This window comes from Tautonia marina, assembly GCF_009177065.1.
GTDB classification, from domain to species: Bacteria; Planctomycetota; Planctomycetia; order Isosphaerales; family Isosphaeraceae; genus Tautonia; species Tautonia marina.
The window spans coordinates 173121-194863 of the sequence record NZ_WEZF01000011.1 but is presented as its reverse complement, the minus strand read 5'-3'; the positions used below and the strand labels follow the sequence as shown (position 1 = coordinate 194863).

Genomic DNA, 21743 nt, shown 5'->3' with positions numbered 1-21743 from the left:
AACGCTTCCATGTTCGGCATTCCGAACCCGACCCGCCTCGATCTGAACTTTCAACTGTTTGGTATCCCGATCCGGGTCACGCCGTTCTTCTGGCTGCTCGCGGCCATCATCGGCATGCGATTCGGTGGGGAAACCGCTCCGGAAAACACCCTCATCATCGCCGCCTGCGTGTTCCTTTCGGTCCTGGTTCACGAACTCGGTCACGGCCTCACCGCAAAGTTCGGCGGTGAGCAACCCTGGATCGTCTTGCACGGCTTCGGCGGTGTCTGTGCGTCCGATCGTGAGCAACGCGGGTTCGGTGCCCGGTTGCTGGTTACCCTGATGGGGCCGGTCGCCGGGTTCCTGCTCGCCATCGCAACAGTTGTTCTCTGGGCGATTCTCAACACCTCCAATGTCGCCCTCAGCCCCGAGGTCGAGCTGGCGTTTTCCATGCTCTTGATCTTGAACATCCTTTACAGTGTCTTCAACCTGATCCCGATCTGGCCGCTCGACGGTGGGCAGCTCATGATGACGATGTTCGATCGCGTCAGCCCTCGCCACGGGGCGCGTCGGTCGCACATCGTCTCGTTCCTGGCCGCCGGCACCGGCGCGGCCCTTGCGGGCATCTGGGCGCAAAATCTGATCCTCACCCTCTTGCTCGGCTACCTCGCGTTCACGAATTACGTCCTGCTCTCTCATCATCACCGCATGATCATGGCCGAGCGCGAGGGTTAATTGACGCCTCATTGAGGGAAGCCCCTGGAGCCCGCCTGCGTGTCCAACCCGATCAACGACGACCCCGACCCGATCACCACCCTGCACCAGGCGGTCGATCGCGCGACACGCCCGCTCGACGACCTGCACCGCGACCGCCTCCAGTGCCGCCGCGGCTGTGCCTCGTGCTGCGTCGATGATCTCACCGTCTTCCCGGTCGAGGCCGACCTCATCCGCCGTCACCATGCCCCGTTGCTCGCAACCGGCGCCCCCCACCCCGAGGGCTCCTGCGCCTTCCTCGACGATCAGGGGGCGTGCCGCATTTACGAACATCGCCCCTACGTCTGCCGAACGCAGGGCTATCCCCTCCGCTGGCTCGACGAGGCCGACGAAGGCGACTCCCTCATCGAGCTGCGCGACATCTGCCCCCTGAACGACGTGACCGGACCACCCATCGAGGAGCTTCCTTCCGAAGCCTGCTGGACCCTCGGCCCGGTCGAGGAGCAGCTTGCGCAGCTCCAGCACCAGGCCCACGGCGAGGTCTCGGCCCGCGTCCGCGTCCGGCTCCGCGACCTATTCACCCGGCAGTCTGGCACCCCCTGACCAGCCAGACCAGGCCCTCTCTCACCGATCGAACGTCAGCGTGAGCGTCTCGGGACGAATGTGTGAAAGCTCGTTGCCGAAACGATACATGCTCCAGCCGGTCCCGGTTTCCAGCAGGGGGAATTCGTGGAGACGCTGGGAAAACGTTCCCGCTCGTTCCGGGTCCTTGAACGAGCCGACCAGCCGGAAGTGCTTCTCCGCCCCCTCACGGTCGGCCTCTGGGAATCGAACAAACAGCCGGGCCCCGGTCCCCCGTCCCTCCGCCCCGTCCTCCTCCTCGGGCCAGACCAGAACAAAGCCCGTCCTGGGGCCGAAGCTGGCATCGGTGATCCGGTAGCGTGATTCCGCATTCATGGGATGCTGGCCGAGCATCGCGCGGTGAGTCTCGGTCGTCATCGAGGCCCCGCTCAAAAACGAGGGTGGCATGACGGCGAGAATCTTCTCCGCGTTCATCGCGTAGAAGAACAGGCTGAAGACCGTCGAATGCCAGGGAGCATACTCATTCGTCAAAACAAGCTGTGAATATTCCGGAACCTCATCCAGCACCCCGGCCCGCAACGCGGTTTCCAGATTGACACGCGCATGATGCCAGCCCCCCTCCATCCGGAACGCGGTTTCATTGAAATGCCGCGACCCAGGGGGTGAGACCAGCGCCACACACGTGTCCGCATTCGCCCGGTACGACACGCCGATCAACCCCGCAAGGCTCGTCGCCGTGACAACCCTCGCCACCCTGCGTGCCCGACTGCCGGACGCACTCCACCGCGTGACGGCGTATCCGATTCCCGAGGCCAGCACCAAACCAACCCCGAAATACTGAATGTAAACAGGAACATAGCCCGTGCCCGGGGTCACAAGCTCCTGGTATCTCATACAGACCGAGGTCGTTAACCCTGGCAAGACGGCGAGCACCAGGCCGAACAGCAGGAAAAACCCATATGCCCGTCGTGAGGGGGCTTCCTTCCCGTCGTGAAGCTGCCGAAGGCTCAGGGAACACGCGAGCATGGCAAGCACCCCGAGGCCCATCACCTCGGTTTGCCCGACCCATCTCACGAATGCAGCCGGTCCCTGGACGTCCCCGAACAGTCCTGCCGAGTCCTCGATGAAGGATGAGAGAGGCAACGCCGAGACCGCCTGCCGGCCCAGCGTCGTCAGGATCTCGGCTGCGTCAAGATTCATGTCATGGACATATCCGGGAAGATTTCCGCCAGGTTCAGGTTTGGCGTTCGGATGAAGCCAGCGCAGCAAGATTGAGAGAAACACGCACAGGCCGACGACCTGGAAAAACGGCATGGCATCCTGGAGACGCGCCCGCCAGCCCGGACGACGATACACAATCAACAACAGGTGGAGGACAAACAGCGGATACGTCACCTCGTAGGTGAGCATGGCCACGAAATAGGCAACCACGCCGAGGATGAGCCAACCACGGCCCCGGCCGGTCAGCGCGGCATCCAGCGCGATCAGCGAAATCAGCAGGAGTGCAACGACGATCTGCAAGAGGCCGAAGAACGAGAGGATGGGATCATGGAACGGACGAACCTGCATGGCGCAAATCGTCCCCAGGCAGGCCAGGCAGGCCAGGCCCCGATCGCCGGTCAACGATCGGACAAAGGTGGCGAACAGGGCAATGTTCCCGAGAATCATCAATAAAATATAACATTTATAGAAAAAGACATCAGGGATTGCGGCAAAGATGCCATTGAAAGGAATCCAGTGAAGCGGATAAAATCGCCCGCTGAGCATGACGTTCCGCATGGAATTCACCACGCGGGTGGTCAGGCTCTCGCCGGTGTAGGTCAGCATCCCTGGGACGAGCGACGTGATTCCGTCGTCGGACAGATACCCGGTGAAAAGCGTGGGCGAGAGGTGAATCGCCGCGAGCCCGACAATCAGGGCGAGCGTTGCCGCGAAGACCCTCGCGTGCTGACGGGGGACGAAGGTTCGCCTCGGGGTGACAGGCGCCTCGTCAGGATGGGGCCTTGCCGCAGCGTGATGGCCTCTGAGCGATTTCATCGGTTGCGATGTCTCCGCAACACGAACCTTCTCACCTCGAATCGCCATGACGACCCTCCCTGGCAAGGCTTCGAGGTCATTCCCTGACCTTTGCCTTTCGGACATCTTTACGCGAGACGGGCCTTCACACCAGTCAAATCCATCAAAGGGAAGACCTTATAAACCAGATCCGGCTGGATCGACAAGCAGACTTCGAGCCACCGACTCGAAAAAAGAATCAAGAAGAAAGGGGAAGGAACCATGTCCTTCACCCTTGGTGTTCTTCTCGGGAATTCGTCGTGCTTTTCCCGTGGCAAGGCTCAGCGGATCTCGACCAGAGCGATGTCGAACGTCAGATCCTTGCCCGCGAGCGGGTGGTTGGCGTCGAGCGTGACCGATCCGTCCGAGAGGCTCGACACGGTGACGACGGCCGTCTGACTGCCGTTGGTCATCTGCAACTGCTGGCCAATCTGGGGGTCGAGGTCGTCGGGGAACTGGGCCCGAGGAACATCGAAGACCAGTTCCTCGCGATGAGCGCCGTAGGCTCGATCCGAAGGAATCGTCACCGTGGTTTCCTGCCCCGGTTCCATGCCGGTGACGGCCTCCTCAAAACCGGGAATCACCTGGCTTTCGCCGATCGTGAATTCGAGCGGTTGCCGGCCGTCCGAGGAGTCAAAGACGGTGCCATCGGCCAGCCGGCCGGTGTAGTGAATGCGGACCGTGTTGCCGGTTTGGGCCTGGGCCATGACGAAGCTCCCATGGTTCGAGTCGCGGAATGCTCCACGCCTTGGGACGCAGAGTCGAACCTCCACGGATAACGCATTCCGGTCTACGCTGCAAACCCCAATTCTCTCGGACGACCCTCACGGACGCGGGGTCCACCACTGGTTGAGCGTCTCCATCATCTGCCCAACCCGTTCGGTTTGCGCCTCGGCCAGATTGCGCAATTCGGCCGGATCGGCGTCGAGCTGGTACAGCTCGGGCTCGGTCAATTCGCTCAATTCCGTCGGCACGATCAGCTTCCACGGGCCGTCGATTACCCATCGTTCGCGCAGGTTGGCGGCCGGATCATCGAGATCGATGGCGTTGTGTTCATAGTTCGCGCCGAAGATCGTTCGCCGACGCGCCACGGCCTCGACATCGAGCAGGTTGATCCCCGGCATCGCCTCGGTCGGTTCCAGCCCCACCGCCTTGAGGATCGTCGGGGCCAGGTCAACCGAGCTGGCCAGCTCGTGCGAGAAGCGCGGCTCGACCTGGCCCGGCCATCGGACCATGATCGGGCTGCGCAGTCCCGTATCGTACGGCGACCGCTTCGACCGAATGAACCCCGGCCCCTCGGGGTCCTGCGTCCAGCCGTTGTCTGAGACATAAAGAATGATCGTATTCTCCGCCAACCCTTCCTCGTCGATCAGGTCGATCAGCTCGCCACACGTCTCATCAAACCATTCAATCATGGCCCAGTAGCGGGCGATCGACGGCGTCGGGGCGACGTCTTGATACCGCTCCAGCAAGCGCTCGGGCGGGTTGTGGGGCGTGTGGGGCAAGAACGGCGCATACCAGAGGAAGAAGGGGCGGTCTTGTGCCTTCGCCTCGGCCACGAACGCTTCGATCGGCTCCATCGTTTCCCGACCGATGACCAGTCCCTCATCGCCGTGCCGCTGCCCCTGGGTCATGCCGTGGGTGAACCCTCCTCGGGAGTAATGCCCCTGCCACCACTTGCCTGTCTGAAGGCTCAGGTAATCGCGCTCGGCCAGCAGCCTCGGCAAGGTCGGGACGGCTTCCATGTGCCGGTTCATCACCTCTCGACCCTCGGTGAAGAAGGACGATCGGTAAAACTCGGCGTTGGTCATCCCCTCCGGAATCGGCGGATCGTTGCTCGTGATCTTATGTTGATGCGGAAACAGGCCGGTGATGATGCTTGCGAGGCTCGGGCAGCAGAGGCTCGACGGCACGTACCCCCGGCTGAAGGTCAGGCTCTCGCTCGCCAGGCGATCGAGCCGAGGCGTCTGCACCGCCGGATGCCCCATGAAGCCGTAATCGGTCCAGGCGTGATCATCCGAGATGATGAGGACCACGTTCGGCGGCGTCTTGCTGGGGTCTTCGGCCGTTGCCGAGCCGCTTCCCAGAGCCAGGAACACCAAGCCGACGACACCAAGCACGATGAGCCTTCGGAGTCTCAAGACCGTCATGAAAAGGACCTCACTCGAAGGATGGGGCACGACGCGATGTGTGGCCCCTTACCATAACGGTCCCCCCCGCCGATCCCAAGAGCGCACCGACGCCGAAGTCCGGCGGCCCGTGGCTCAGGCTCCCGCTTCGGCCGGTGGGCCGAACAGCTCGGCCAGCGGCAACTGAAATCCCGGCAGCACCGCCCCCCCGTCGAGCCGGTCGGCCCGGCCGAGGATGCGAACAGTCGAAACCGAGTCATACACGTAAACCTGTTCAACGCTCGGATAGACGATCCAGACCAGTTGCGCGCCGGCGGCGAAGTATTCGTGGAGCTTGTCCATCAGATCGGCCGCTCCGTCGCCGGGGCTCACAACTTCGGCAGCGATTTCGGGCGTCGCGGGCATCGCGATTCCTCGTCCCAGTCGCTTCCCCTTCGGCCATCGATCAAAACTGATGAACGCCGCATCGGGTCGACGACTCCGACTCACCGCCGGACTCAGATCAAAGAGAATTTCCGTGAGTGCCCGGCCCGCCGGGTGCTGGGCGAGGTACGCATCAAGAAATCGCTTGAGCTCGTTTGCAAGCAGTCCTTCGTCCAGACCCATCGGGGGACTCTCCACTACCACGCCGTCGATCACCTCGAACAGGTCCGGTAGCGTCATCACCTCCGGGGTATCCAGTTCCTCATCAGAGAGAATCGTGGGCGCGTCGCTGGTGATGCTTGCCATGATGGGCTGTCCTCCAAGGCGCTGAGGGGACCGTGCGTTCCAGCCTGGATCAGGACCTGGCCTCGACCTCCGCCCGGCCCGACTCGCGCCGGGCCAGCGCCGCGGCAATGAAGTCGTGGAACAACGGGTGCGATCGCGTCGGCTTCGAGCGGAACTCGGGGTGGAACTGAACCGCCAGGAACCACGGGTGGTCCGGAATCTCGATGATCTCAACCAGCGAGCCGTCCGGGCTGGTGCCGGTCGGAATCAGGCCGGTGTCTTCCATGTGCATCCGGTAGCCGTTGTTGAACTCGTAGCGGTGACGGTGCCGCTCCCAGACCTCATCGGTGCCGTAGGCTCGATGGGCAATGCTCCCCGGTCGCAGCACGCATTTCTGCGAGCCGAGCCGCATCGTGCCACCCCGCTCGCGCACCACGCGCTGCCCTTCCATCAAGGCGATCACTGGGTGCGGCGTCATCTTGTCGAACTCGGTGCTGTTGGCCCCTTCCAGACCCAGCACGTTGCGGGCAAACTCGATCGTCGCGCACTGCATCCCCAGGCAGATCCCGAAAAACGGGATCCCCTTGGTCCGGGCGTACTTGATCGCCTCCACCTTCCCTTCCACGCCCCTCATTCCGAACCCGCCGGGAATCAAGATCCCATCGACCCCCGCCAGCAAGGCCGCCGGGTCCCCCTGGCTCAGCTCCTCCGATTCGATCCGACGCACCACGACCCGCGCCCGGTGCGAGATCCCCGCGTGATCGAGCGATTCGTACACCGATTTGTACGAATCCCGATGCTTGATGTATTTCCCCACCACCGCGATCGTCACCTCGGCGTCCGGATGCTTGATCCGTTCGACCAGGTCGCGCCAGTCGTCGATCTCCAGCGGGTTCGCCTTCAGGTTCAGCTTCTTGACGATCAGGTCGTCCAGCCCGTTCCCCACCAGGCTCAACGGCACTTCATAGATGCTGAACTCTCGATCGCGCTCCTCGATCACCGCCTTCGGCTCGACGTTGCAGAACAGCGCGATCTTCTGCTTCATGTCCTCGCTCATCGAGTGCTCGGTTCGGCAAATGAGCACATCCGGCTGAATGCCGATCTGCCGCAAGGCCGTCACCGAGTGCTGCGTCGGCTTCGTCTTCAGCTCTCCGGCGGCCTTCAAGTAAGGCACAAGCGTCAAATGAATGAACAGGCAATTTTCCTTCCCCACGTCGAGCGGAAACTGCCGGATCGCCTCCAGAAACGGCAACCCCTCGATGTCGCCCACCGTGCCGCCGATCTCGGTAATCACCACGTCCACATCATCATCCGCCAGCCTCAGCACGGCCGCCTTGATCTCGTCGGTGATGTGCGGGATCACCTGCACGGTGTTCCCCTCGTAGTGCTTCCCCTCGCGTTCCTTCTGGATCACCGACAGATAAATCTTCCCCGTCGTGTAGTTGCAATCCTTCGTCAACGGCGCATCGGTGAACCGCTCGTAATGCCCCAGGTCCAGGTCGCACTCCGACCCGTCGTCGAGCACGTACACCTCGCCGTGCTGATACGGGCTCATCGTCCCCGGATCGACGTTGATGTACGGGTCGAACTTCTGCAAGCGGACCCTCAGCCCCCGATGCTCCAGCAGCATCCCGATCGACGCGCACGTCAACCCCTTGCCCAGCGAACTCACCACGCCGCCCGTCACGAAAATATGCTTTGCCATTCCGTTTCCCGTTCCCCCGCCGAGCCTTCCCCGGCGCTCCGATGACCCCTCGGCGACTTCAAAACCAACAGTATACCATCGCACCGACCATCGGTTGGCCTCCCGCTTCCACTCTCACAGGATGTGTCGCCCCTTTGCTCTGGGTGGCCCCGGTTGCTCGCCAACCGGGGCGGCGTCGCCGCAAGAGGCAACGGGACGCCCCACTGAGACCGCTCGTCGCTCCGGAAACCCCGGTTGACGAGCCACCAGGCCACCCGGGAAAAACCCACCATTAAGGAGTGGAAGCGGTACAACGAGACTGGAGAAGGAGACTCTGCCCGCTGATCACGACAACCCTACGGGAACGGCTCTAGGCCGAGGCCGCATCCAGCGGGCTCCGCCAGATCGGCTGACGAGGAAACAGGATGCGGGCCGAGTCGAGCGCCGTGGCGGTCGAGGCCTGCATGCCGGGATCTTCCTCCAGCAGGGCGTCAGGGTCGGTGTGGCCCATGACCAGCCGGACGAAGGCGTCGGCGGTCAGGGTGAGGTGGCGGCGGCCGAGGCGGTCGGGGTCGATCGAGGTGCGGGTCTTGGTCGGCTCGATGTGCAGCAGGAAACGGCGATCCTCGACCGTCAGGCCCAGCTCGACCGGCGAGGCGTTCGAGGCCGCCACCCGCTTCGACAGCTCGGGCAAGATCGTGCGCAGGAACCGCTCCGGGTCGGGAATGTGGTACATCGACGCGTTGCCTTCCAGCTCATCCACGTCGAGAATCGTTCCCTTGATCTGTCGGAAGGTGCTGATGACCGGGTGATCGATCGGCGCGTGCACGACCACCTCGGGATAGGCCCGTTCCAGCGCCTCCGACCGAACCCGGCCGAGCAAGGCCGGCAGGGCCTCGGGCCGGTCCGGATCGACCGCCAGTTCCAGAATCTTGTGATCCTTCACAAAGGCGTAGCCGTGGACCTTCTCGCCGAGGCAGGCCACCCAGATCACATGGGCGTACTTCCGGCCGATAATCCAGCGCCAGTATTCTTCCGACCGCACGATCGAGCCGGTCGTCTGGCCGTAGTTGCGGTCGTAAAGCTCCATCAGGTCGCCCAGCTCGACCTGCCGCCAGGGCCGGACGTGCCAGGGGCCGGGCTGACCATCGGCCGCGGCATCCCCGCCGATCGGCAAGGTCCGGCTCGGGGCCTTGCCCAGGGTCTGCTTGCCGCAGAGTCCCCAGCCGATCGGCCGGTAGAAGCGGGGCATGGCGGTCGTCAGGGCCATCAAGACCGCCCCGGAGGCCCGGGCGCGAGTGTCGGCCAGGCGGAGCAGTTCCTGGGCGTACCCCTGCCCCCGGTATTCCGGCAGGGTGCCGACCCACATCACGCCGTTCATCACCAGCGGGACCGATCCGTAGCGGACGATCCGCTCGGTCAGGTGCGCATGGCTGGCAACCTTCCCCTCAACCCGGGCCAGCAGGCGCTGCTCGGGCTTGTAGGACGGGTCGCTCAGCGAGCCGAGGAACGCCTCGCGGTCGGGCCCGTGGAAGACATGCAACAGGGTTTGATAGATGGCCTCGTGATCGGCCTCGCTCCCCTGGCAGAATTCGACGGGGCCGCGACGGACGGGCAATCGCGAGCTGGACGGGGACTCTTTCATCAGCGAACGCACCAGGAGGCCGCCGGCTCGCGGCGGCTCGGGCTGAACAGTCCGGACCCGCGGCCCGAGCCGGCCATCCGGCAGGCCGCGGCACGACCGAATGCCTTATTGTAGGGGACCGAACGGCCCTCCGCCTCGGGCGAGCGGCGAAAATTTCCGGCAATTCTGCCGAAGCTTACGTCGAAGTCACCCGGGAGGCCCCCTTCAGGGCCGTTCGGAGCCGATCCGAAGGGTGAAGAACCGCCGCATACTCCCGACTTCTTGCCAGCGCATTGCGTGCCAGGCCCGCCCGCAACCGCTCGGCCTGCTGGTGCAACGCGCTCCGTTCGGCCGACACCAACGGTTCGAGGGCCCGGTTGGCCTCTCGAATCGCATAGTAGCGGGCAATCCGCTGGCGACGCGACCCGGTCGGGCCTTCCACGGCCGATTGCTTGGCCAGCAGAGCCGATCGGGCCGCCTCGGGCAGCGGTTCGGCCAGGTGACGGTCGGGGTTGAACGTCAGATCACGAATCTGGGCCTCGACGCTCCGAAGCTGCTCGGCCGAGGCCGGATCATCGGGCAAGCCCGGCCAGAGCGTCAGCGACAGGGTCAGAAAGGCCGGCGGTTCCAGGCCGAAGACGCCCCGGAAGACCTCGTCTCCCAGCTCGTCGTACTTCGCCCCCCCGATCCCATGCAGGAACAGGTCGCCCAGCAAGGCGCGGGCAAACATGGTCGTCGTCAACGCCCGAGTCCGCAAGCGCACCCCCTCGGCCGGTAGCTCCCGCAGCCGTTCGACGGCGCAGCAGGCGTCTCGATCGGGGCCGAGCGGCAACTCGCAGAGCGGCTCGTCCTCCCCGGCAATCCGAAGCTCCATCCGGGTCGGATCGACCTGTCGGGCGAGCAACGGATGACGCCGAGGCGATTCGCGCCGCCAGATCCAGAACGGGGCCTCGTACCAGTCCCCCTCCTGGGCCAGCTCGGGCACCGGATGGTTCCGGCTCCGGATGCCGTGCGCCTTGCGGTAGCGCTCCAGCGCCGCGTTATGCACCGATCGAACCCGCGGCAGGTGGGCGAGCAAATGGCAGGCGAACCAGAGAAACGCCTCCGACTCGCAGACGCGACTGAGCGGAAGCTCGGCGTTCCGCACGCCCCACGCCGCTTCCCGAGTCCGTCGCATGGCCGCCAGGCGAAGGCCGAGGCGGTCGGTCGTTCCGGTGGCCTCGATCGCCCTCGGCCAGTCGTGCCGGAGCAACGGGTCGTCGATCAAGGGGCCCATCAGCTCCAGCGTCCGATCGGCGAAGGTCGCAAAGGCCGCCTCGTCCCGGATGCGCAGATCCTCGTACGGAAACTCCCCCGACCATTCATCAAACGCCACATAGCGCGAGAGCAACCGGCCGTTTTCCCGAAACGGAACACGGATGGCCACCGCCTTCGGAATGTCGTTATCGACGATCAGGTTCAGGCCCAGCCCGCCGACCGCCCCGGCAATCGCTTCGGTGGCGAAGTTCTTCACCCAGACCCCTGGATGCGACAGCTCCGGCTGGTGCCCGGTGACGATCAACGGCACGTTCGGATCGCTCCCCGGATCGGGCAGCCCGTCCAGGTCGTCGAGGCCGAAGCGGCGAAGAAACCGACGCGATTGCTCCAGAATCTCGTGCCGGGCCATCGCCCGGAGCCGGCCAGCCCGACGCCCCTGGAAGTCGTGATCCCACGAGGCAAGCCGCGCTCGGTTGGCGGCGAGAACACCGGGAGCCTCGGCCAGCGGAGGGTCGGCCAGAATTCCGCCGTCCTCGGCCGGGGCCCGCAAACGACGAGGGGTCATCGTCATCCGCAACACCCCCCGGCCACTTCCAGGCGAGCCTCACGCAGCGCCTCTTGAAACACCGATCGGTAATGGTTCAGGCGATACTCGGCGTCGTCGAGCGCCCCGCCGAACGCCCGAGACTCGTCCAGGTAAATCAACGGCACCGGCACCTCAACCACCGCCATCCCATGCTGGGCCGCCTGCACCCAGACCTGAAGCGGCATGGCATAGCCGTCGTCGCTGATCGTGAAATGCCGCAAGGCACTGGCCCGATACGCCTTGAAGCCGCAGAAGGCGTCGGTCAGGTGGAACCCGAGGCACTCGTTGAGCCACCGGGTGACCTCGACATTGATCTTGCGACGCTGTTCCGGAGGAACCTGGCTCGGGTCGAAAATCTTCAGATACCGACTGCCCGAAACCAGGTCAGCCTCGTCCAGATGACGGGCAATCTCGGGGATCAGGGCCGGCTCGTGCTGGCCGTCGCAGTCGAGCGTCACCAGGCCGTCGTACCCTCCCGCCAGGGTCGCCTCGAAGGCGCTTCGGAGCCCCGCCCCGTAGCCTCGGTTCCGCTCGTGGCGAATGACCTTCACCTCCGGAAACCGGGCGAGCCGTTCCGGCGTGCCGTCGGTCGAGCCATCATCGACCACCAGCACGTCTCCCGGCGCGTGGCGCAAAACCTCGGCCAGAACCGGTTCCAGGTGGGCTTCTTCATTGTAAACGGGAATGGCCGTGAGCAGGCGCATGGCAAAAGGTACTCGGGGCCGGTCGGGGTGCGACGCGTCGCTCTGGCAAGGGGCGAATCTCACTCAATTTTCGCATTCTAGGCCAGGCGACTCGTAAGTCAACGCAGCCGATCGCTTCGGCTCGACTTGACCCACCGCAGAAGTCGTGCCATCATCCCCCCGCCCGACGCAAATTGCCAGGGAAGGCAACCTCGTCGGGAGATTCCCTTCGCCCCGATTCGATTCGATCCGGGCTTTCGGTGCGGTGACCGCCATACAACACCTTTTTGATGGACTTTCGCTCAACTCGCGGCCCCTCCCGAGCCGAAGGGAGTTTCTGAGTGAATCGTTAAAGTTTCGGCGATCGTTTAGGTCGCCACAAAGGGCCCATTCGGCCATCGGTCGTCAGGGAAAAGGAGTTCCGATGACCTTCGACGAGTGCCACGAGCGGCTGGTCCAGATCCGGCGCGGCCAGGGAACCCGCTTCCCGAAGATCCGGATCGACTGTGGCGGCCAGGTCTTCAAAGGCCGGCTCGCCCGATCCGACAGCGATCCCGAGCACCGCTCGGCCCCGATCGCTCCCCGAGGCGCCCTCGTCCTCGAAGACCTCCACCACGGCCGGGCCTCTCAAACCATCGTCGAACTCGACCGGCTCCGCTCGCACGATCTCCACGACCTGACCGACCCGGCCTGATTGCTCGTCCTCGTCCGGTCCCATCCCCCTGCCACCTGATCTGTCGCGCTGTCTCAAACCTTCTCCCCCGCTCGCGGGGGAGAAGGTGGCCGCAGGCCGGGTGAGGGGGCTCCCCGCCAGCTCGCAAGGCGTGGCGTCCTTGATCGAAGGCCAACCCCTCTCCCCGTTCGCGGGGGAGAGGGAGGCAGAACTCAACCTTCTCTCCCGCTCTTGCGAGATACTTTCTGCCTACTGCCTACTGCCTACTGCCTACTGCCTACTGCCTACTGCCCATCGGCAAGCCTTGCACGGTCGCCGGGGCTTCGCTGCCCGACTCATCCCGGACGCTCACCACGCTTCCGGGTTTCATGTGCGAGGTCCGCACGTATCCCAGCGCGATCGGCTGCCCCGAGCGTTCCGAAACGGCCGACGAGCCGATCCAGCCCACCTCCTTGTCCCCGGCGAACAGCTTCGATCCGCCCGGCGGGGGCGGCTCGGCGTCGATCACCAAGCCTCGGATGAGTCGGTTGACGTGCCCGAGCGCATCAAGCCGCGCCACGGTTTCCTGGCCGAGATAGCACCCCTTCACGAAGCTGATCGCCCGATCATTCCGGTCGAGTTCTTGCGGCAGATTCTTCTCGGTCACGTCTCGACCCGAGGCCGGCGTCCCGGCTTCGATCCGAAACGCCTCGAACGCCTCGGCCGAGAGCATCGCCAGCCCCAGCGCCTCGCCGGCCGTGGTCAGGGCCGATCGCACCGCCTCGGCATCCTCGATCGCCCCGATCACCGTCACCCCATCGGCTCCGAGCGGCCGTTCCCGGACCAATCGCACTGATTTTCCGGCGACGTGACCCGCCAGATGGTCAAGCTCTCCTTCCGGCAAGCGTTCCACCCCGACCGCCGCCATCACCTCCTCCACGAGCGGCCCGGCCAGATGCAGCTCGAACGTCGAGGCGGTCGCCTCCTCCAGCTCGACCTCCTCCAGCACGCCGTACTTCCGCAGATGGGGCAAGATCGGCGGCAGCCCTTCGGCTTCGGTGCGCAGCAGAATCTCGTCGTCGAGAATCACCAGCGTGATGAACCCGAGCGTCTTGCCTTGCGGGCTGGTGACAAACGCCTCGCAGCCCGATCCTGGGGTTTTGCGATTGATGTCGTTGGTCGTCAGGTTATGCAGAAACTTCGCCCGGTCCGGCCCGATCACCCGCACCCTGGCCCTTCCCGGCAAGTCGGCCATCACAACCTTCGAATCCAGAGCAATCGCGGCGGGAGTCGGGAAGCTGGGCATCGGTCACATCTCGTCCGTTGATCGTCTCGATTGGCCAGTCGGGGAAATTGTCAGCTCGACCAGAGGGCAGATCCCCCGTTAATCCTCAATCACCTGCGGCCGGGTCCGGTCGGCCTGGCTCAGCACCAGGCACGACGACGCCCCCGAGGCCAGGCGGCGCGCCTCGTCGGCCGAGGCGAGCGCGATCATCGCCAGGTCATCGACGAGTTGATCGTCCAGCGCGCTGAGCAAGTAAAGATCGGCCCAGGCCAACGCCTCGGCAATGGCAAGGGCGGTGAGCGCATCGGGCTCCTTCCGGGCGTCCCGGAGAGCCTTGACTCCCCCCCGCGAGGGGTCGTCGAGCGCCGTCAGACGTTGCAAGGCCGGGCCAGGACTTCCTTCGACGCGCGAGAGAATGGCGATCTTGCCGCCTCGCTGGACGAGCCCGGCGGCCGTCGTCAGACCCCGCGCCAGGTCGTTGAGGCTCGTCGGCCGACCCGGAGCGCCGATGCCGGCGATCACCAGCTCGGCCCGGCTCTCGGGGCGGAAGGTCCAGGCGGCGTCCACGGCCTGAATCCCCGCCTCGCGCACCGCGCCGGCCTCGCCGACGACCAGCCCGGCGGTTCCCGATCGACCGGGCAAGACCCCCACGTGAAAGAGGCTCCCGAGCAGCCACGACACCTCGCCCGACTCCTCCAGCACCGCCCCTCGCTTGCCGACCCCTGCGGGCGCATCCCGTTCGCTCTGCTGGGTTTCGGCATTGCTCAGGCCGGGAAAGATGGTGCTCCAGGGGCCTCGGTAGCCGAGCACCTCGTCGAACCCGAGCGCCCCGACCGGCACCACCACGTCAGCCTCGGTCAGGGTTCGGTTCAGGTAGATCCGACGCCCCGCCTGGGTGCTGGCCAGGTAGGCCATCGTTTGCGCGTTCTCAGAGCCGGGAGCGTGCGTTTCCAGCCGGATCGTCGCCGGCCAATCGTCGCGCTGCGACGGCGGAATCGGCCCTAGACTGACCCCCTCGATCGACTCCACCCCTGCCTCGGTCAGCACCTCGGCCACAAGAGCGACCAGTCGCGACACGTCCAGCACGTTCGGGTCGATCGCCAGGGCCACGCGGTCGCCGGGCACGACATTTTGCCGGAGCGGCGGATAGCCTCTCGGCGCTTCGAGGTCGCGGCGGAGCTGCTCGCGGACGGCGTCGAGCGGCATCCCCTCCGGGCCGTTCCAGGCGGCGACAAGACGATCGTCGCTCACGTCGAAGGCTATCTGATCGTCCTGAAACTCGACCGCGACCCGCATGGGAATCATCCCTCGATCCACCGAAGACCCACCCCCGCCGGATTCCGTGATCTGATCCGATCACGACCGGCCTTCCCCCTCATCCTAGGCCCGGCCCTTCCCCGCTTCAAGCGAACCGAAAGGGAAGGTCATCCCCCCCTCTTCAATCGCCCGAAACCTTCGCCAGGCGCGCGGCAAGGGGGGGGAGTCGTCTTCGCCGTTGGCGGCAAGGACGGCTCCCCCCCTTTCGTTCAAGCCGGTCGATCGAGCCTCCTCAGCGCGATGGTCTGACCCAGAACACCATCACGTTGGGACGGTCATCGGTGTTGGCCGAGTCTTCCACCGCCTCGGGCGATGGCCTCGGTGGCAACGGAAACTCCAGCACCCCTTGCGGTTGAGGCGGGGGGATCACGAGCCGGTCGTTCCCCTTGGCCTCGGGCTCGTGATCGTGCCCGCGATTGGCCAGCAGCCGCTCCTCCCGCGATCGCAACGGGGCGGCCTGCTCCACGGACTTGAGCACCAGGCTCCCGGCATCGCCGAGCAGCAGCGATTGCGCCGGATCCGCCTCGACCGGCTCGACAACCCGGCAGCGGTCCCCCAGCGATTCCTCCAGCTGGTCGAGCAGGTTCTTCTCTTCGGTCGGGTTGGCAACCAGCAAGAACAGGTCGGCCGGGCGGCCGTCCGCCTCGGGTTCCGCCGTCGCCAGATGGCCATAGCGGGGGTCGCTCCGTAGCGTGTCGCGGAGCAGATGGTTCAGCTCCTCGGCCAGCTCCTCGGCCGAGACGCCGACCATCGGCTCGATCACGAACGTCCGGGACCGGTCGAAATCGACCAGGTCGAGCAGAAACGCTGCCTGGTCCGCGGCCAGTTCCACGGGGGCCTCGGCCACCGTCACGTCCGGGTCCTCGGGAGCCGCTTCGGCCACGATCGTCTCCGGGGTCGAGTCGTTGGCGGCGACCTCAACCTCTGGTTCGGCCTCGGTCCCGGCCGGGGCAATCGTCTCCTCCGGCAGCGCATCGGCAGGGTCTTCGACCCCCGCCAGTGGCCCCTGCCCCTGACCGCCCTGAGGAACCGGCCGGTTCCAGAACAGGGTGACCATCAACAGCGCCGCCAGCGCCAGGATGGTCGACGAGGCAATCGGCTGCAAGGCTCGCCGCCGGGTGGCCGCTTGATTCAGGCGTGCCACCACCGCCCCGGAAACGTCCGGCAGGTCGGGTGGCCGGTGAACATTCGCCATCAGGCCGTGCAATCGGGCCAGCTCACTCAGCGAGTGAGCCACCCGAGGATCGGCCTCGGCCGCCTGTTCGACGAGCAAGCGAGACTCGGGGTCAAGCTCGTCATCGACGTAGGCGTGAATCAGGGAATCGTCAATTGTGGGCATTGGGAGCAACGGGGAAGGAAGAATGAGGAAGAAGCGAACGCGAGGCAAGCACAACCAGACGGAGACGGATCAAGAAGGATTCGAAAACGAGACGATCCCTCCGCCATGTTCAATCAGTCCGAGGCGTTTCAGTCCGAGTCGAGCGGCCCCTGGCGAACCGGCGATTCATCCAGGAAGTCCGAAAGCTGATCGCGAAGCTCTTTGCGGGCCCGGTGCAATCGGCTCCGGACGGTGCCGACGGGGATGTCCAGGATCGCGGCGATCTCCTCGTACCGCAGGCCGTCGAACTCCTTCAGGACCACCACGGCCCGGTGGTCGGGTGCCAGCGCGTCCAGGGCGGCCTGGATCATCGCGTCTCGCTCGGCCCGTTCGGCCGGCAAGGTGGGGTCGGATCGCTCGGAAAGGTCCGCCGGGTCAAGCTCGGTCTCCCGATCGACCCACAGCTCCGAGAGCCTCGCCGGCCCCTTCCGACGCCTCCGATGACTCAACGCCAGGTTCACGGCCAGGCGGTACAGCCACGTATAAAAGGAGCTACCCCCCCGAAACCTCCCCAGTTTCCGGTAGGCGCGCAGGAACGACTCCTGCAGCAGGTCCTGGGCATCCTCCGCCGACCCGGTCAACCTCACCAGGGTCGGATAGAGCCGATCCTGATGCCTCCTGACCAGCTCCCCGAAGGCCTCCGCCGAACCCGCCCGACTCGCCTCGACCAGCTCCTGGTCATCCTCGAACCCGGTCATCGTATGCCCTTCGACGCCCTTCGTCGCCCAAAGGTTCCCGCCGACCCTCCCCCTCGACCGACGGGCCATCGCTCTCTCTCCTCAATGATCCCCAATCCCGACCCGCCCCGATACCCCGCGCCTCCCAGACGCCTCGGTCAGGGGGACCGGTTGCGGTATACCTCAATACGTCATGAAGTCGCCCGGTGTAATCGTAATTGCACCAATTCGTATTGACGCTCCCTCCCTGGTCGCTATTGTCCCACATGGGACTCCATCACTGGCGATGGTCCGACCATTTGGAGAGCATTTGCCATGCGACCGGTCTTTCTGTCCTGCCTTGCTCTGGCATTGCTCGCCACCCCCGCCGCGGCGGCCCCAATCCGGGTCACGTTCGAGATGAGCGATCAGGCCGGCTTCGGCTCGAATGAGCCGAGGACATTCTCGGCAATCCTCCCCGACGAGCCGGCGTGGCAGAGTTATCGCCTCAACAGCATTCACGTCCGACCGCCGCAACACGGACAGGCCGAGCCGGTGTCAGCCAACTTCCGGCTCCAACTTCACTTCGATCGCTTGATCGAGGGGCCGGTGGCAACGGGTGGACCTTCACTCTCCTTCGACGTGGAGATGGATGGCTTCGTCACGACCAGACCCGATGGCGGCATGACACCCGATGGTGCCTGGCAAGGGACGGTTTTGTCATCAGACTGGCAATGGCACGACTCTCCGCAGATCCAGCTTCCGCTGATCGAGTTTTTCCGGGATGAGGTGTCGTTCTCCGGTTACGTCACCGGCGGTTCGGAGGGCGAACTCATCGCATCCTTCATCCTGCCCCCGATCCCTGCCGAATACCTCGCCGAGCCAGTACCCGAGCCCTCGACCGTCGCCGGCTGGGGCGCCGTCGGCCTTGCGGCTCTCGTCATCCGGCACTGGCGTCGCAAGTCGATGGATAAGCCTTCGGCGGAATGACGATTTGAGTCTACCCAGTCTGCCGGGTGCCCTGCCCACGTCTTCGTGGGCAAGCCCGGTGTTTATCCCGATGCTTGTAACCTTTGCCTCACGCAGCGACCCTCACGCCTTCGCCTCCTGGCCAGGGCACCCAGCAAGGAGCGATCTCCTGCCCGGTCCATTCTCAACGCCCCGCAACGGCGGGGTCGTCGGTCAGCGACCACGAGATCCGCTTCTTCAAGGCACCTGCCAGGGCTCGGAGGGTTCCGACAGTGGGGTTGGGTACCTTGCCGGTTTCGAGCTTCGAGAGCGTAGCCCGGTCGATCCCGGAACGTGCCGAAAGTTCGGACAGGCTCAACCCTTGCCGCTGCCTCTCGGCTCGGAGCTGCGCAAGCGCATCGGCGAGCTCCGGATCGATCGTCAGGGGAGGGAATTCTTCGCGGACCTTCCGGATGACCTGGGCTTGCTCCTCCTGCCCTTCGGGAGTCGCCCGCCGGGCCTTGTCTCGGGCGATGGCAGCCTCAGCGGCGGCTCTCGCCTCTGGAGGCAGTTGGTCCAGCGAGTGACGGGTTCGGGGATGCATCGAATGACTCCTCACACCGACTCCGGTTCGTACGCCGTGACGGGGCGAATGACCGTGACGGGTTCGGTTTCCAGAATCTCATAAACGACGAGGATCATCGTCCCCGTCTCGGTCATCCCGAAGACAAGAGGTCGTCCCGTCGAGCGGCTCACAGTGACCCGTTGTGACGGGTCTCTCAAGACCTGTTCAACGTCCTCGATCGTCAACCCATTCGCCGCGATGTGCTGGACGTTTCCTTTTGGATCGTCCTCATCATCCCAGACGATCAAGTCGAACTCGATCATCGAGAGCCTTGTTTCATGAGCCTGATAGGTGAAGTTGAATTTTAGGCAAACGATTACTGTCCGGACAAGTGTCCAAGACAGACTGCCGTCTCAGGGGTTTACGATATTCAACAAGCTCATCGTCTCGTCCACCCCCCGGGCGGGCGAGAGGGCCGTCGTGGCGATCCCCGAAACGACCTTGGTGATGTTGTGGTCGACCGCGTCCTCCCGACCCCAGACGGACCCGTCGGCCGAGGTGAGGTAAACCGAGAACGTCCGGTGCCCGGTGCCGGGCCGCTCGCCGATCAGGTGCAAGACCGCCCGCCGCCCGTCGAGGCCGCCGAACAGCGTCTCGCCAATCCGGTAGCCCGCGCGGACCCGGCCGGAGGTGACGACGATGTGCTCGGGAGCGGCCCGGAACCCGTCGCGCTCAAGCTGGGCGCGGAGGCGATCGAGGAACGGCGCCAGGTGCCCCTCCTCGCTGATCGCCAGGGCATTCAAACCATCGGAAATCACGATCTGAACATCAAAGCGCCCGTTATGGTTCTGCCGGAGCCGCCGGATCGTCTCAAGGCCCGCGTCGGAAAGGCGCTCGCCGGATTCGGGGTGAAGGATGTAATCCTCTCGATCCGCCGATCGGGTCGCCACCGAAACCGCCCCCGGCACCCCGGCGACGAACGCCGGGGGAAGCTCGGCCCAGATGCTCTCCTTCGCGTCGTCGTAAATCCGAGTAATCGCCTCGCCGAGCCCCGGCTCCAGGTCGAACGGCCGCTCGCCGTGCCCTCGGGGCAGGAACACGCCGTGGCTCCGGACGGCGTCCATCTGGGCGGTCCCGTCGGAGAGGATCTCGGCGTCGCTCCGCGCGTCCCCCTTGCGTCGGCAATACTGCAAGTACACCCAGAGCGGGTCGCCGAAATGCTCGGTCGGCCTGCCGTCGGCGTCGATGACCCCGAGTGCCTGGAAAAACGCCCACATGCGATCCTCGACGCGCGTCCCGAACGTCTCCCGCAACCGCACGTGATCCTGGAACCCGGTCGTCAAATAGCCGAGCATCGGGTCGATCTTCGTCGGCAATCCCATCAGGTACGCCGGGCAGGCCGGGGTCACCTGATCGAGGCACCAGTCCAGGTCGTCGAGCGATACGCTCATGTGCAGGGTCGAGCACACATCCAACCCGATGCACAACCCGTGCAGCTTGCCCATCACGATGTCTTCGAGGCAGCAGCGGACAAGCTGCTCCTTCGTCCGGAAGACCTCCGGCCCGATGAACCCGGCCACATCGTTCACGATCAACCAGGCGTCGGGCTCGGCCCCCGCATTTGCTCGGGCCTGGGCGACACGCTGGGCCAGGGCTCGGGCGAAGCCATACTTGCGCGCTTCGTGCACCACCATGTCCACGCCCTGCGCGTGGCCGTTGGTGAAGTCCGCACCTTGCCCCGTCTCGAAGTAGAGGCCGAACGGCCCCGATCGGGCGTCGGCATAGCCCAGCATCTTCTCGGTGCTCACGTCGAACGTCCGGTTCGCCGCATCGCTCCCGGCGATGCTCTGAAACCAGAGGGCCGTGCTTCCCGGCTGCGATGCCTCCACCTCGGCCTGCACATCAATATGCGACAGCACGCAATGCGGCAGCACGTCTTCAAGCCCGAACGTGGCGATCACCTCCTTCAACGTCTTCTCGATCGCCCCGACCGATTCCGGGGTGCTCGACACCGGGTTATTGCCGAGCAAGACGTCTCCCACCGCGAACGACCAGCCCGAGAACACCTGCCATCGAATGTCAATCACATCATCCGTCGGTGAGTTCGGCTGGATCCTCGCCCCCAGATACCCCCTCGCCCCGACCTTGCTCCCCGGCAGCGGATTGAACACCTTCGACCCGACGGCGATCAGCTCCTCGTTGCTCATCAGCTTCACGACGCAGCCGATCACCTCGCTCGACAACCCCGGCATGATCCCCTTGATGGCGTCCTCATCCCGATCGAGCAGGAACCGCTTCAAGTCCCCGACGGTCATTCCTTCCGTCCGCTGCGCCGCCCGATCATCCCGCGACCGCCGCAGCAATGCCGACAGGCTGTCCTCAATCAACGGGTGTGCATCGATCTCCTCAATCCTCGTGTTGCTCAACAGCGTCCGAGCCTGGACGCGCGAATCCTCATCCACCGCGGCCACGCCGACAATTTCATCCCCCTCCTTGAACGCATTGGCCGCGCCCAGGATTTTCGTGTAGAGCCGAGCGTCAAAGGCCCCTGCCATCGTCCGGACCCGGTCGAAAACACTCTCTCCCGCTCCGGACGGATCGAGCCGTACCGGCGGCTCGTCCGCGAGCATTCCGGCCCTCAATCGCTGCGAGATCGAAGTGAAGGCGACGGCCGAGGCCCCGCCCGCCAGTGCGCTCAGGAAGGTTCGGCGTTGCATCACGAGCGTTGTCTTCCCATAAAAGGGGGATTGACGATGGACCCGTTCGAGCCAGGCTTGACCCCGGCGGCATCACGGCCATGCGGTCCCGGTCAGGCTGTCTCGAATGTCTTAGACATCGTACAATACCGCTCGGCCGCGCAATGCTCCAGGAGAATTGTTCGCGTCCCCCGGTCGGGTCGGTTCCGGCGGCCTCCCGTCGCGCATCGGGAATCCCCTCGCGC

The 21743-nt window shown here is 64.9% G+C and carries 19 protein-coding genes; 4 read left to right on the top strand and 15 right to left on the bottom strand.

Annotation, left to right across the window (positions count from 1 at the left end; translation table 11 throughout):
• Positions 1-9 precede the first annotated feature (9 nt).
• Together GA615_RS15020 and GA615_RS15015 are read left to right on the top strand one after the other, a co-directional pair.
• Positions 10-714 (top strand): site-2 protease family protein, encoded by a 705-nt coding sequence (locus tag GA615_RS15020; protein WP_152052119.1) that lies wholly within the window; start codon positions 10-12, stop codon positions 712-714.
• 39 nt (positions 715-753) lie between these two features.
• The gene (locus GA615_RS15015; RefSeq protein ID WP_152052118.1) at positions 754-1296 is read left to right on the top strand and encodes a YkgJ family cysteine cluster protein; all 543 of its coding nucleotides are present in this window, start codon (positions 754-756) and stop codon (positions 1294-1296) included.
• A 21-nt stretch (positions 1297-1317) separates the two neighbouring features.
• Here the strand turns inward: GA615_RS15015 and GA615_RS15010 are convergent, their stop codons facing one another.
• The 8 genes from GA615_RS15010 to GA615_RS14975 form a co-directional block, all read right to left on the bottom strand.
• A complete protein-coding gene (locus GA615_RS15010) occupies positions 1318-3312 on the bottom strand; it encodes a hypothetical protein (protein WP_152052117.1) in 1995 nt (664 codons plus the stop codon).
• Between the two features lie 299 nt (positions 3313-3611).
• On the bottom strand, positions 3612-4037 hold the full coding sequence (locus tag GA615_RS15005; protein ID WP_152052116.1) for an FKBP-type peptidyl-prolyl cis-trans isomerase: 426 nt from the start codon (positions 4035-4037) through the stop codon (positions 3612-3614).
• A gap of 117 nt (positions 4038-4154) precedes the next feature.
• The gene (locus GA615_RS15000; RefSeq protein ID WP_201750195.1) at positions 4155-5480 is read right to left on the bottom strand and encodes a sulfatase family protein; all 1326 of its coding nucleotides are present in this window, start codon (positions 5478-5480) and stop codon (positions 4155-4157) included.
• Between the two features lie 114 nt (positions 5481-5594).
• Positions 5595-6188 carry a Uma2 family endonuclease gene (locus tag GA615_RS14995; RefSeq protein ID WP_152052115.1) on the bottom strand — a complete coding sequence of 198 codons (594 nt, stop codon included), beginning with the start codon at positions 6186-6188 and terminating at the stop codon, positions 5595-5597.
• Between the two features lie 49 nt (positions 6189-6237).
• Positions 6238-7872 carry a CTP synthase gene (locus tag GA615_RS14990; protein ID WP_152052114.1) on the bottom strand — a complete coding sequence of 545 codons (1635 nt, stop codon included), beginning with the start codon at positions 7870-7872 and terminating at the stop codon, positions 6238-6240.
• 349 nt (positions 7873-8221) lie between these two features.
• Positions 8222-9496 (bottom strand): GNAT family N-acetyltransferase, encoded by a 1275-nt coding sequence (locus tag GA615_RS14985; protein WP_152052113.1) that lies wholly within the window; start codon positions 9494-9496, stop codon positions 8222-8224.
• 175 nt (positions 9497-9671) lie between these two features.
• Positions 9672-11303: a hypothetical protein gene (locus GA615_RS14980; RefSeq protein ID WP_152052112.1), complete on the bottom strand. Its 1632-nt coding sequence runs from the start codon at positions 11301-11303 to the stop codon at positions 9672-9674.
• Positions 11300-12022, bottom strand: a complete 723-nt coding sequence (locus GA615_RS14975) for a glycosyltransferase family 2 protein (RefSeq protein WP_152052111.1) — start codon at positions 12020-12022, stop codon at positions 11300-11302. Before GA615_RS14975 ends, GA615_RS14980 begins: the two co-directional genes overlap by 4 nt.
• Before the next feature lie 403 nt (positions 12023-12425).
• Between GA615_RS14975 and GA615_RS27525 the strand changes: the two genes are divergently transcribed.
• Positions 12426-12695: a hypothetical protein gene (locus GA615_RS27525; RefSeq protein WP_161602350.1), complete on the top strand. Its 270-nt coding sequence runs from the start codon at positions 12426-12428 to the stop codon at positions 12693-12695.
• A 256-nt stretch (positions 12696-12951) separates the two neighbouring features.
• On the opposite strand, the gene ygfZ is transcribed toward GA615_RS27525, so the two are convergent.
• From ygfZ to GA615_RS14950, 4 genes are all read right to left on the bottom strand, one after another.
• Positions 12952-13959 (bottom strand): CAF17-like 4Fe-4S cluster assembly/insertion protein YgfZ, encoded by a 1008-nt coding sequence (gene ygfZ, locus GA615_RS14965; RefSeq protein WP_152052110.1) that lies wholly within the window; start codon positions 13957-13959, stop codon positions 12952-12954.
• A gap of 78 nt (positions 13960-14037) precedes the next feature.
• On the bottom strand, positions 14038-15234 hold the full coding sequence (locus tag GA615_RS14960; protein WP_152052162.1) for a lactate racemase domain-containing protein: 1197 nt from the start codon (positions 15232-15234) through the stop codon (positions 14038-14040).
• Between the two features lie 253 nt (positions 15235-15487).
• Positions 15488-16594: an anti-sigma factor family protein gene (locus GA615_RS14955; RefSeq protein ID WP_152052109.1), complete on the bottom strand. Its 1107-nt coding sequence runs from the start codon at positions 16592-16594 to the stop codon at positions 15488-15490.
• Positions 16595-16722: 128 nt separating this feature from the next.
• Complete coding sequence (locus GA615_RS14950) at positions 16723-17400, bottom strand: sigma-70 family RNA polymerase sigma factor (protein ID WP_235905446.1); 678 nt, start codon at positions 17398-17400, stop codon at positions 16723-16725.
• A gap of 225 nt (positions 17401-17625) precedes the next feature.
• On the opposite strand from GA615_RS14950, the gene GA615_RS14945 reads away from it, so the two are divergent.
• Positions 17626-18279 (top strand): PEP-CTERM sorting domain-containing protein, encoded by a 654-nt coding sequence (locus tag GA615_RS14945; RefSeq protein WP_152052108.1) that lies wholly within the window; start codon positions 17626-17628, stop codon positions 18277-18279.
• 163 nt (positions 18280-18442) lie between these two features.
• Here the strand turns inward: GA615_RS14945 and GA615_RS14940 are convergent, their stop codons facing one another.
• The 3 genes from GA615_RS14940 to eutB all read right to left on the bottom strand — a co-directional run bounded on the left by GA615_RS14940 (position 18443) and on the right by eutB (position 21519).
• The gene (locus GA615_RS14940) at positions 18443-18841 is read right to left on the bottom strand and encodes a helix-turn-helix domain-containing protein (RefSeq protein WP_152052107.1); all 399 of its coding nucleotides are present in this window, start codon (positions 18839-18841) and stop codon (positions 18443-18445) included.
• A gap of 11 nt (positions 18842-18852) precedes the next feature.
• A complete protein-coding gene (locus GA615_RS14935; protein WP_152052106.1) occupies positions 18853-19125 on the bottom strand; it encodes a hypothetical protein in 273 nt (90 codons plus the stop codon).
• Between the two features lie 90 nt (positions 19126-19215).
• Entirely contained in the window at positions 19216-21519 is a 2304-nt protein-coding gene (eutB, locus tag GA615_RS14930; RefSeq protein ID WP_152052105.1) for an ethanolamine ammonia-lyase subunit EutB, read from the bottom strand.
• Between the last annotated feature and the right edge of the window lie 224 nt (positions 21520-21743).

Excerpts from the sequence above, each read along its gene's own strand:
- GA615_RS14985 (WP_152052113.1), bottom strand. The coding sequence starts at position 9,496 with ATGAAAGAGTCCCCGTCCAGCTCGCGATTGCCCGTCCGTCGCGGCCCC.
- GA615_RS14935 (WP_152052106.1), bottom strand. The coding sequence starts at position 19,125 with ATGATCGAGTTCGACTTGATCGTCTGGGATGATGAGGACGATCCAAAA.
- GA615_RS14945 (WP_152052108.1), top strand. The coding sequence starts at position 17,626 with ATGCGACCGGTCTTTCTGTCCTGCCTTGCTCTGGCATTGCTCGCCACC.
- GA615_RS14955 (WP_152052109.1), bottom strand. The coding sequence starts at position 16,594 with ATGCCCACAATTGACGATTCCCTGATTCACGCCTACGTCGATGACGAG.
- GA615_RS14975 (WP_152052111.1), bottom strand. The coding sequence starts at position 12,022 with ATGCGCCTGCTCACGGCCATTCCCGTTTACAATGAAGAAGCCCACCTG.
- eutB (WP_152052105.1), bottom strand. The coding sequence starts at position 21,519 with ATGCAACGCCGAACCTTCCTGAGCGCACTGGCGGGCGGGGCCTCGGCC.
- GA615_RS27525 (WP_161602350.1), top strand. The coding sequence starts at position 12,426 with ATGACCTTCGACGAGTGCCACGAGCGGCTGGTCCAGATCCGGCGCGGC.
- GA615_RS14950 (WP_235905446.1), bottom strand. The coding sequence starts at position 17,400 with ATGGCCCGTCGGTCGAGGGGGAGGGTCGGCGGGAACCTTTGGGCGACG.
- GA615_RS14960 (WP_152052162.1), bottom strand. The coding sequence starts at position 15,234 with ATGCGGGTCGCGGTCGAGTTTCAGGACGATCAGATAGCCTTCGACGTG.
- GA615_RS15000 (WP_201750195.1), bottom strand. The coding sequence starts at position 5,480 with ATGACGGTCTTGAGACTCCGAAGGCTCATCGTGCTTGGTGTCGTCGGC.
- GA615_RS15005 (WP_152052116.1), bottom strand. The coding sequence starts at position 4,037 with ATGGCCCAGGCCCAAACCGGCAACACGGTCCGCATTCACTACACCGGC.
- GA615_RS15010 (WP_152052117.1), bottom strand. The coding sequence starts at position 3,312 with ATGAAATCGCTCAGAGGCCATCACGCTGCGGCAAGGCCCCATCCTGAC.
- GA615_RS14990 (WP_152052114.1), bottom strand. The coding sequence starts at position 7,872 with ATGGCAAAGCATATTTTCGTGACGGGCGGCGTGGTGAGTTCGCTGGGC.
- GA615_RS14940 (WP_152052107.1), bottom strand. The coding sequence starts at position 18,841 with ATGCATCCCCGAACCCGTCACTCGCTGGACCAACTGCCTCCAGAGGCG.
- GA615_RS15020 (WP_152052119.1), top strand. The coding sequence starts at position 10 with ATGTTCGGCATTCCGAACCCGACCCGCCTCGATCTGAACTTTCAACTG.
- GA615_RS14980 (WP_152052112.1), bottom strand. The coding sequence starts at position 11,303 with ATGACGATGACCCCTCGTCGTTTGCGGGCCCCGGCCGAGGACGGCGGA.
- GA615_RS14995 (WP_152052115.1), bottom strand. The coding sequence starts at position 6,188 with ATGGCAAGCATCACCAGCGACGCGCCCACGATTCTCTCTGATGAGGAA.
- ygfZ (WP_152052110.1), bottom strand. The coding sequence starts at position 13,959 with ATGCCCAGCTTCCCGACTCCCGCCGCGATTGCTCTGGATTCGAAGGTT.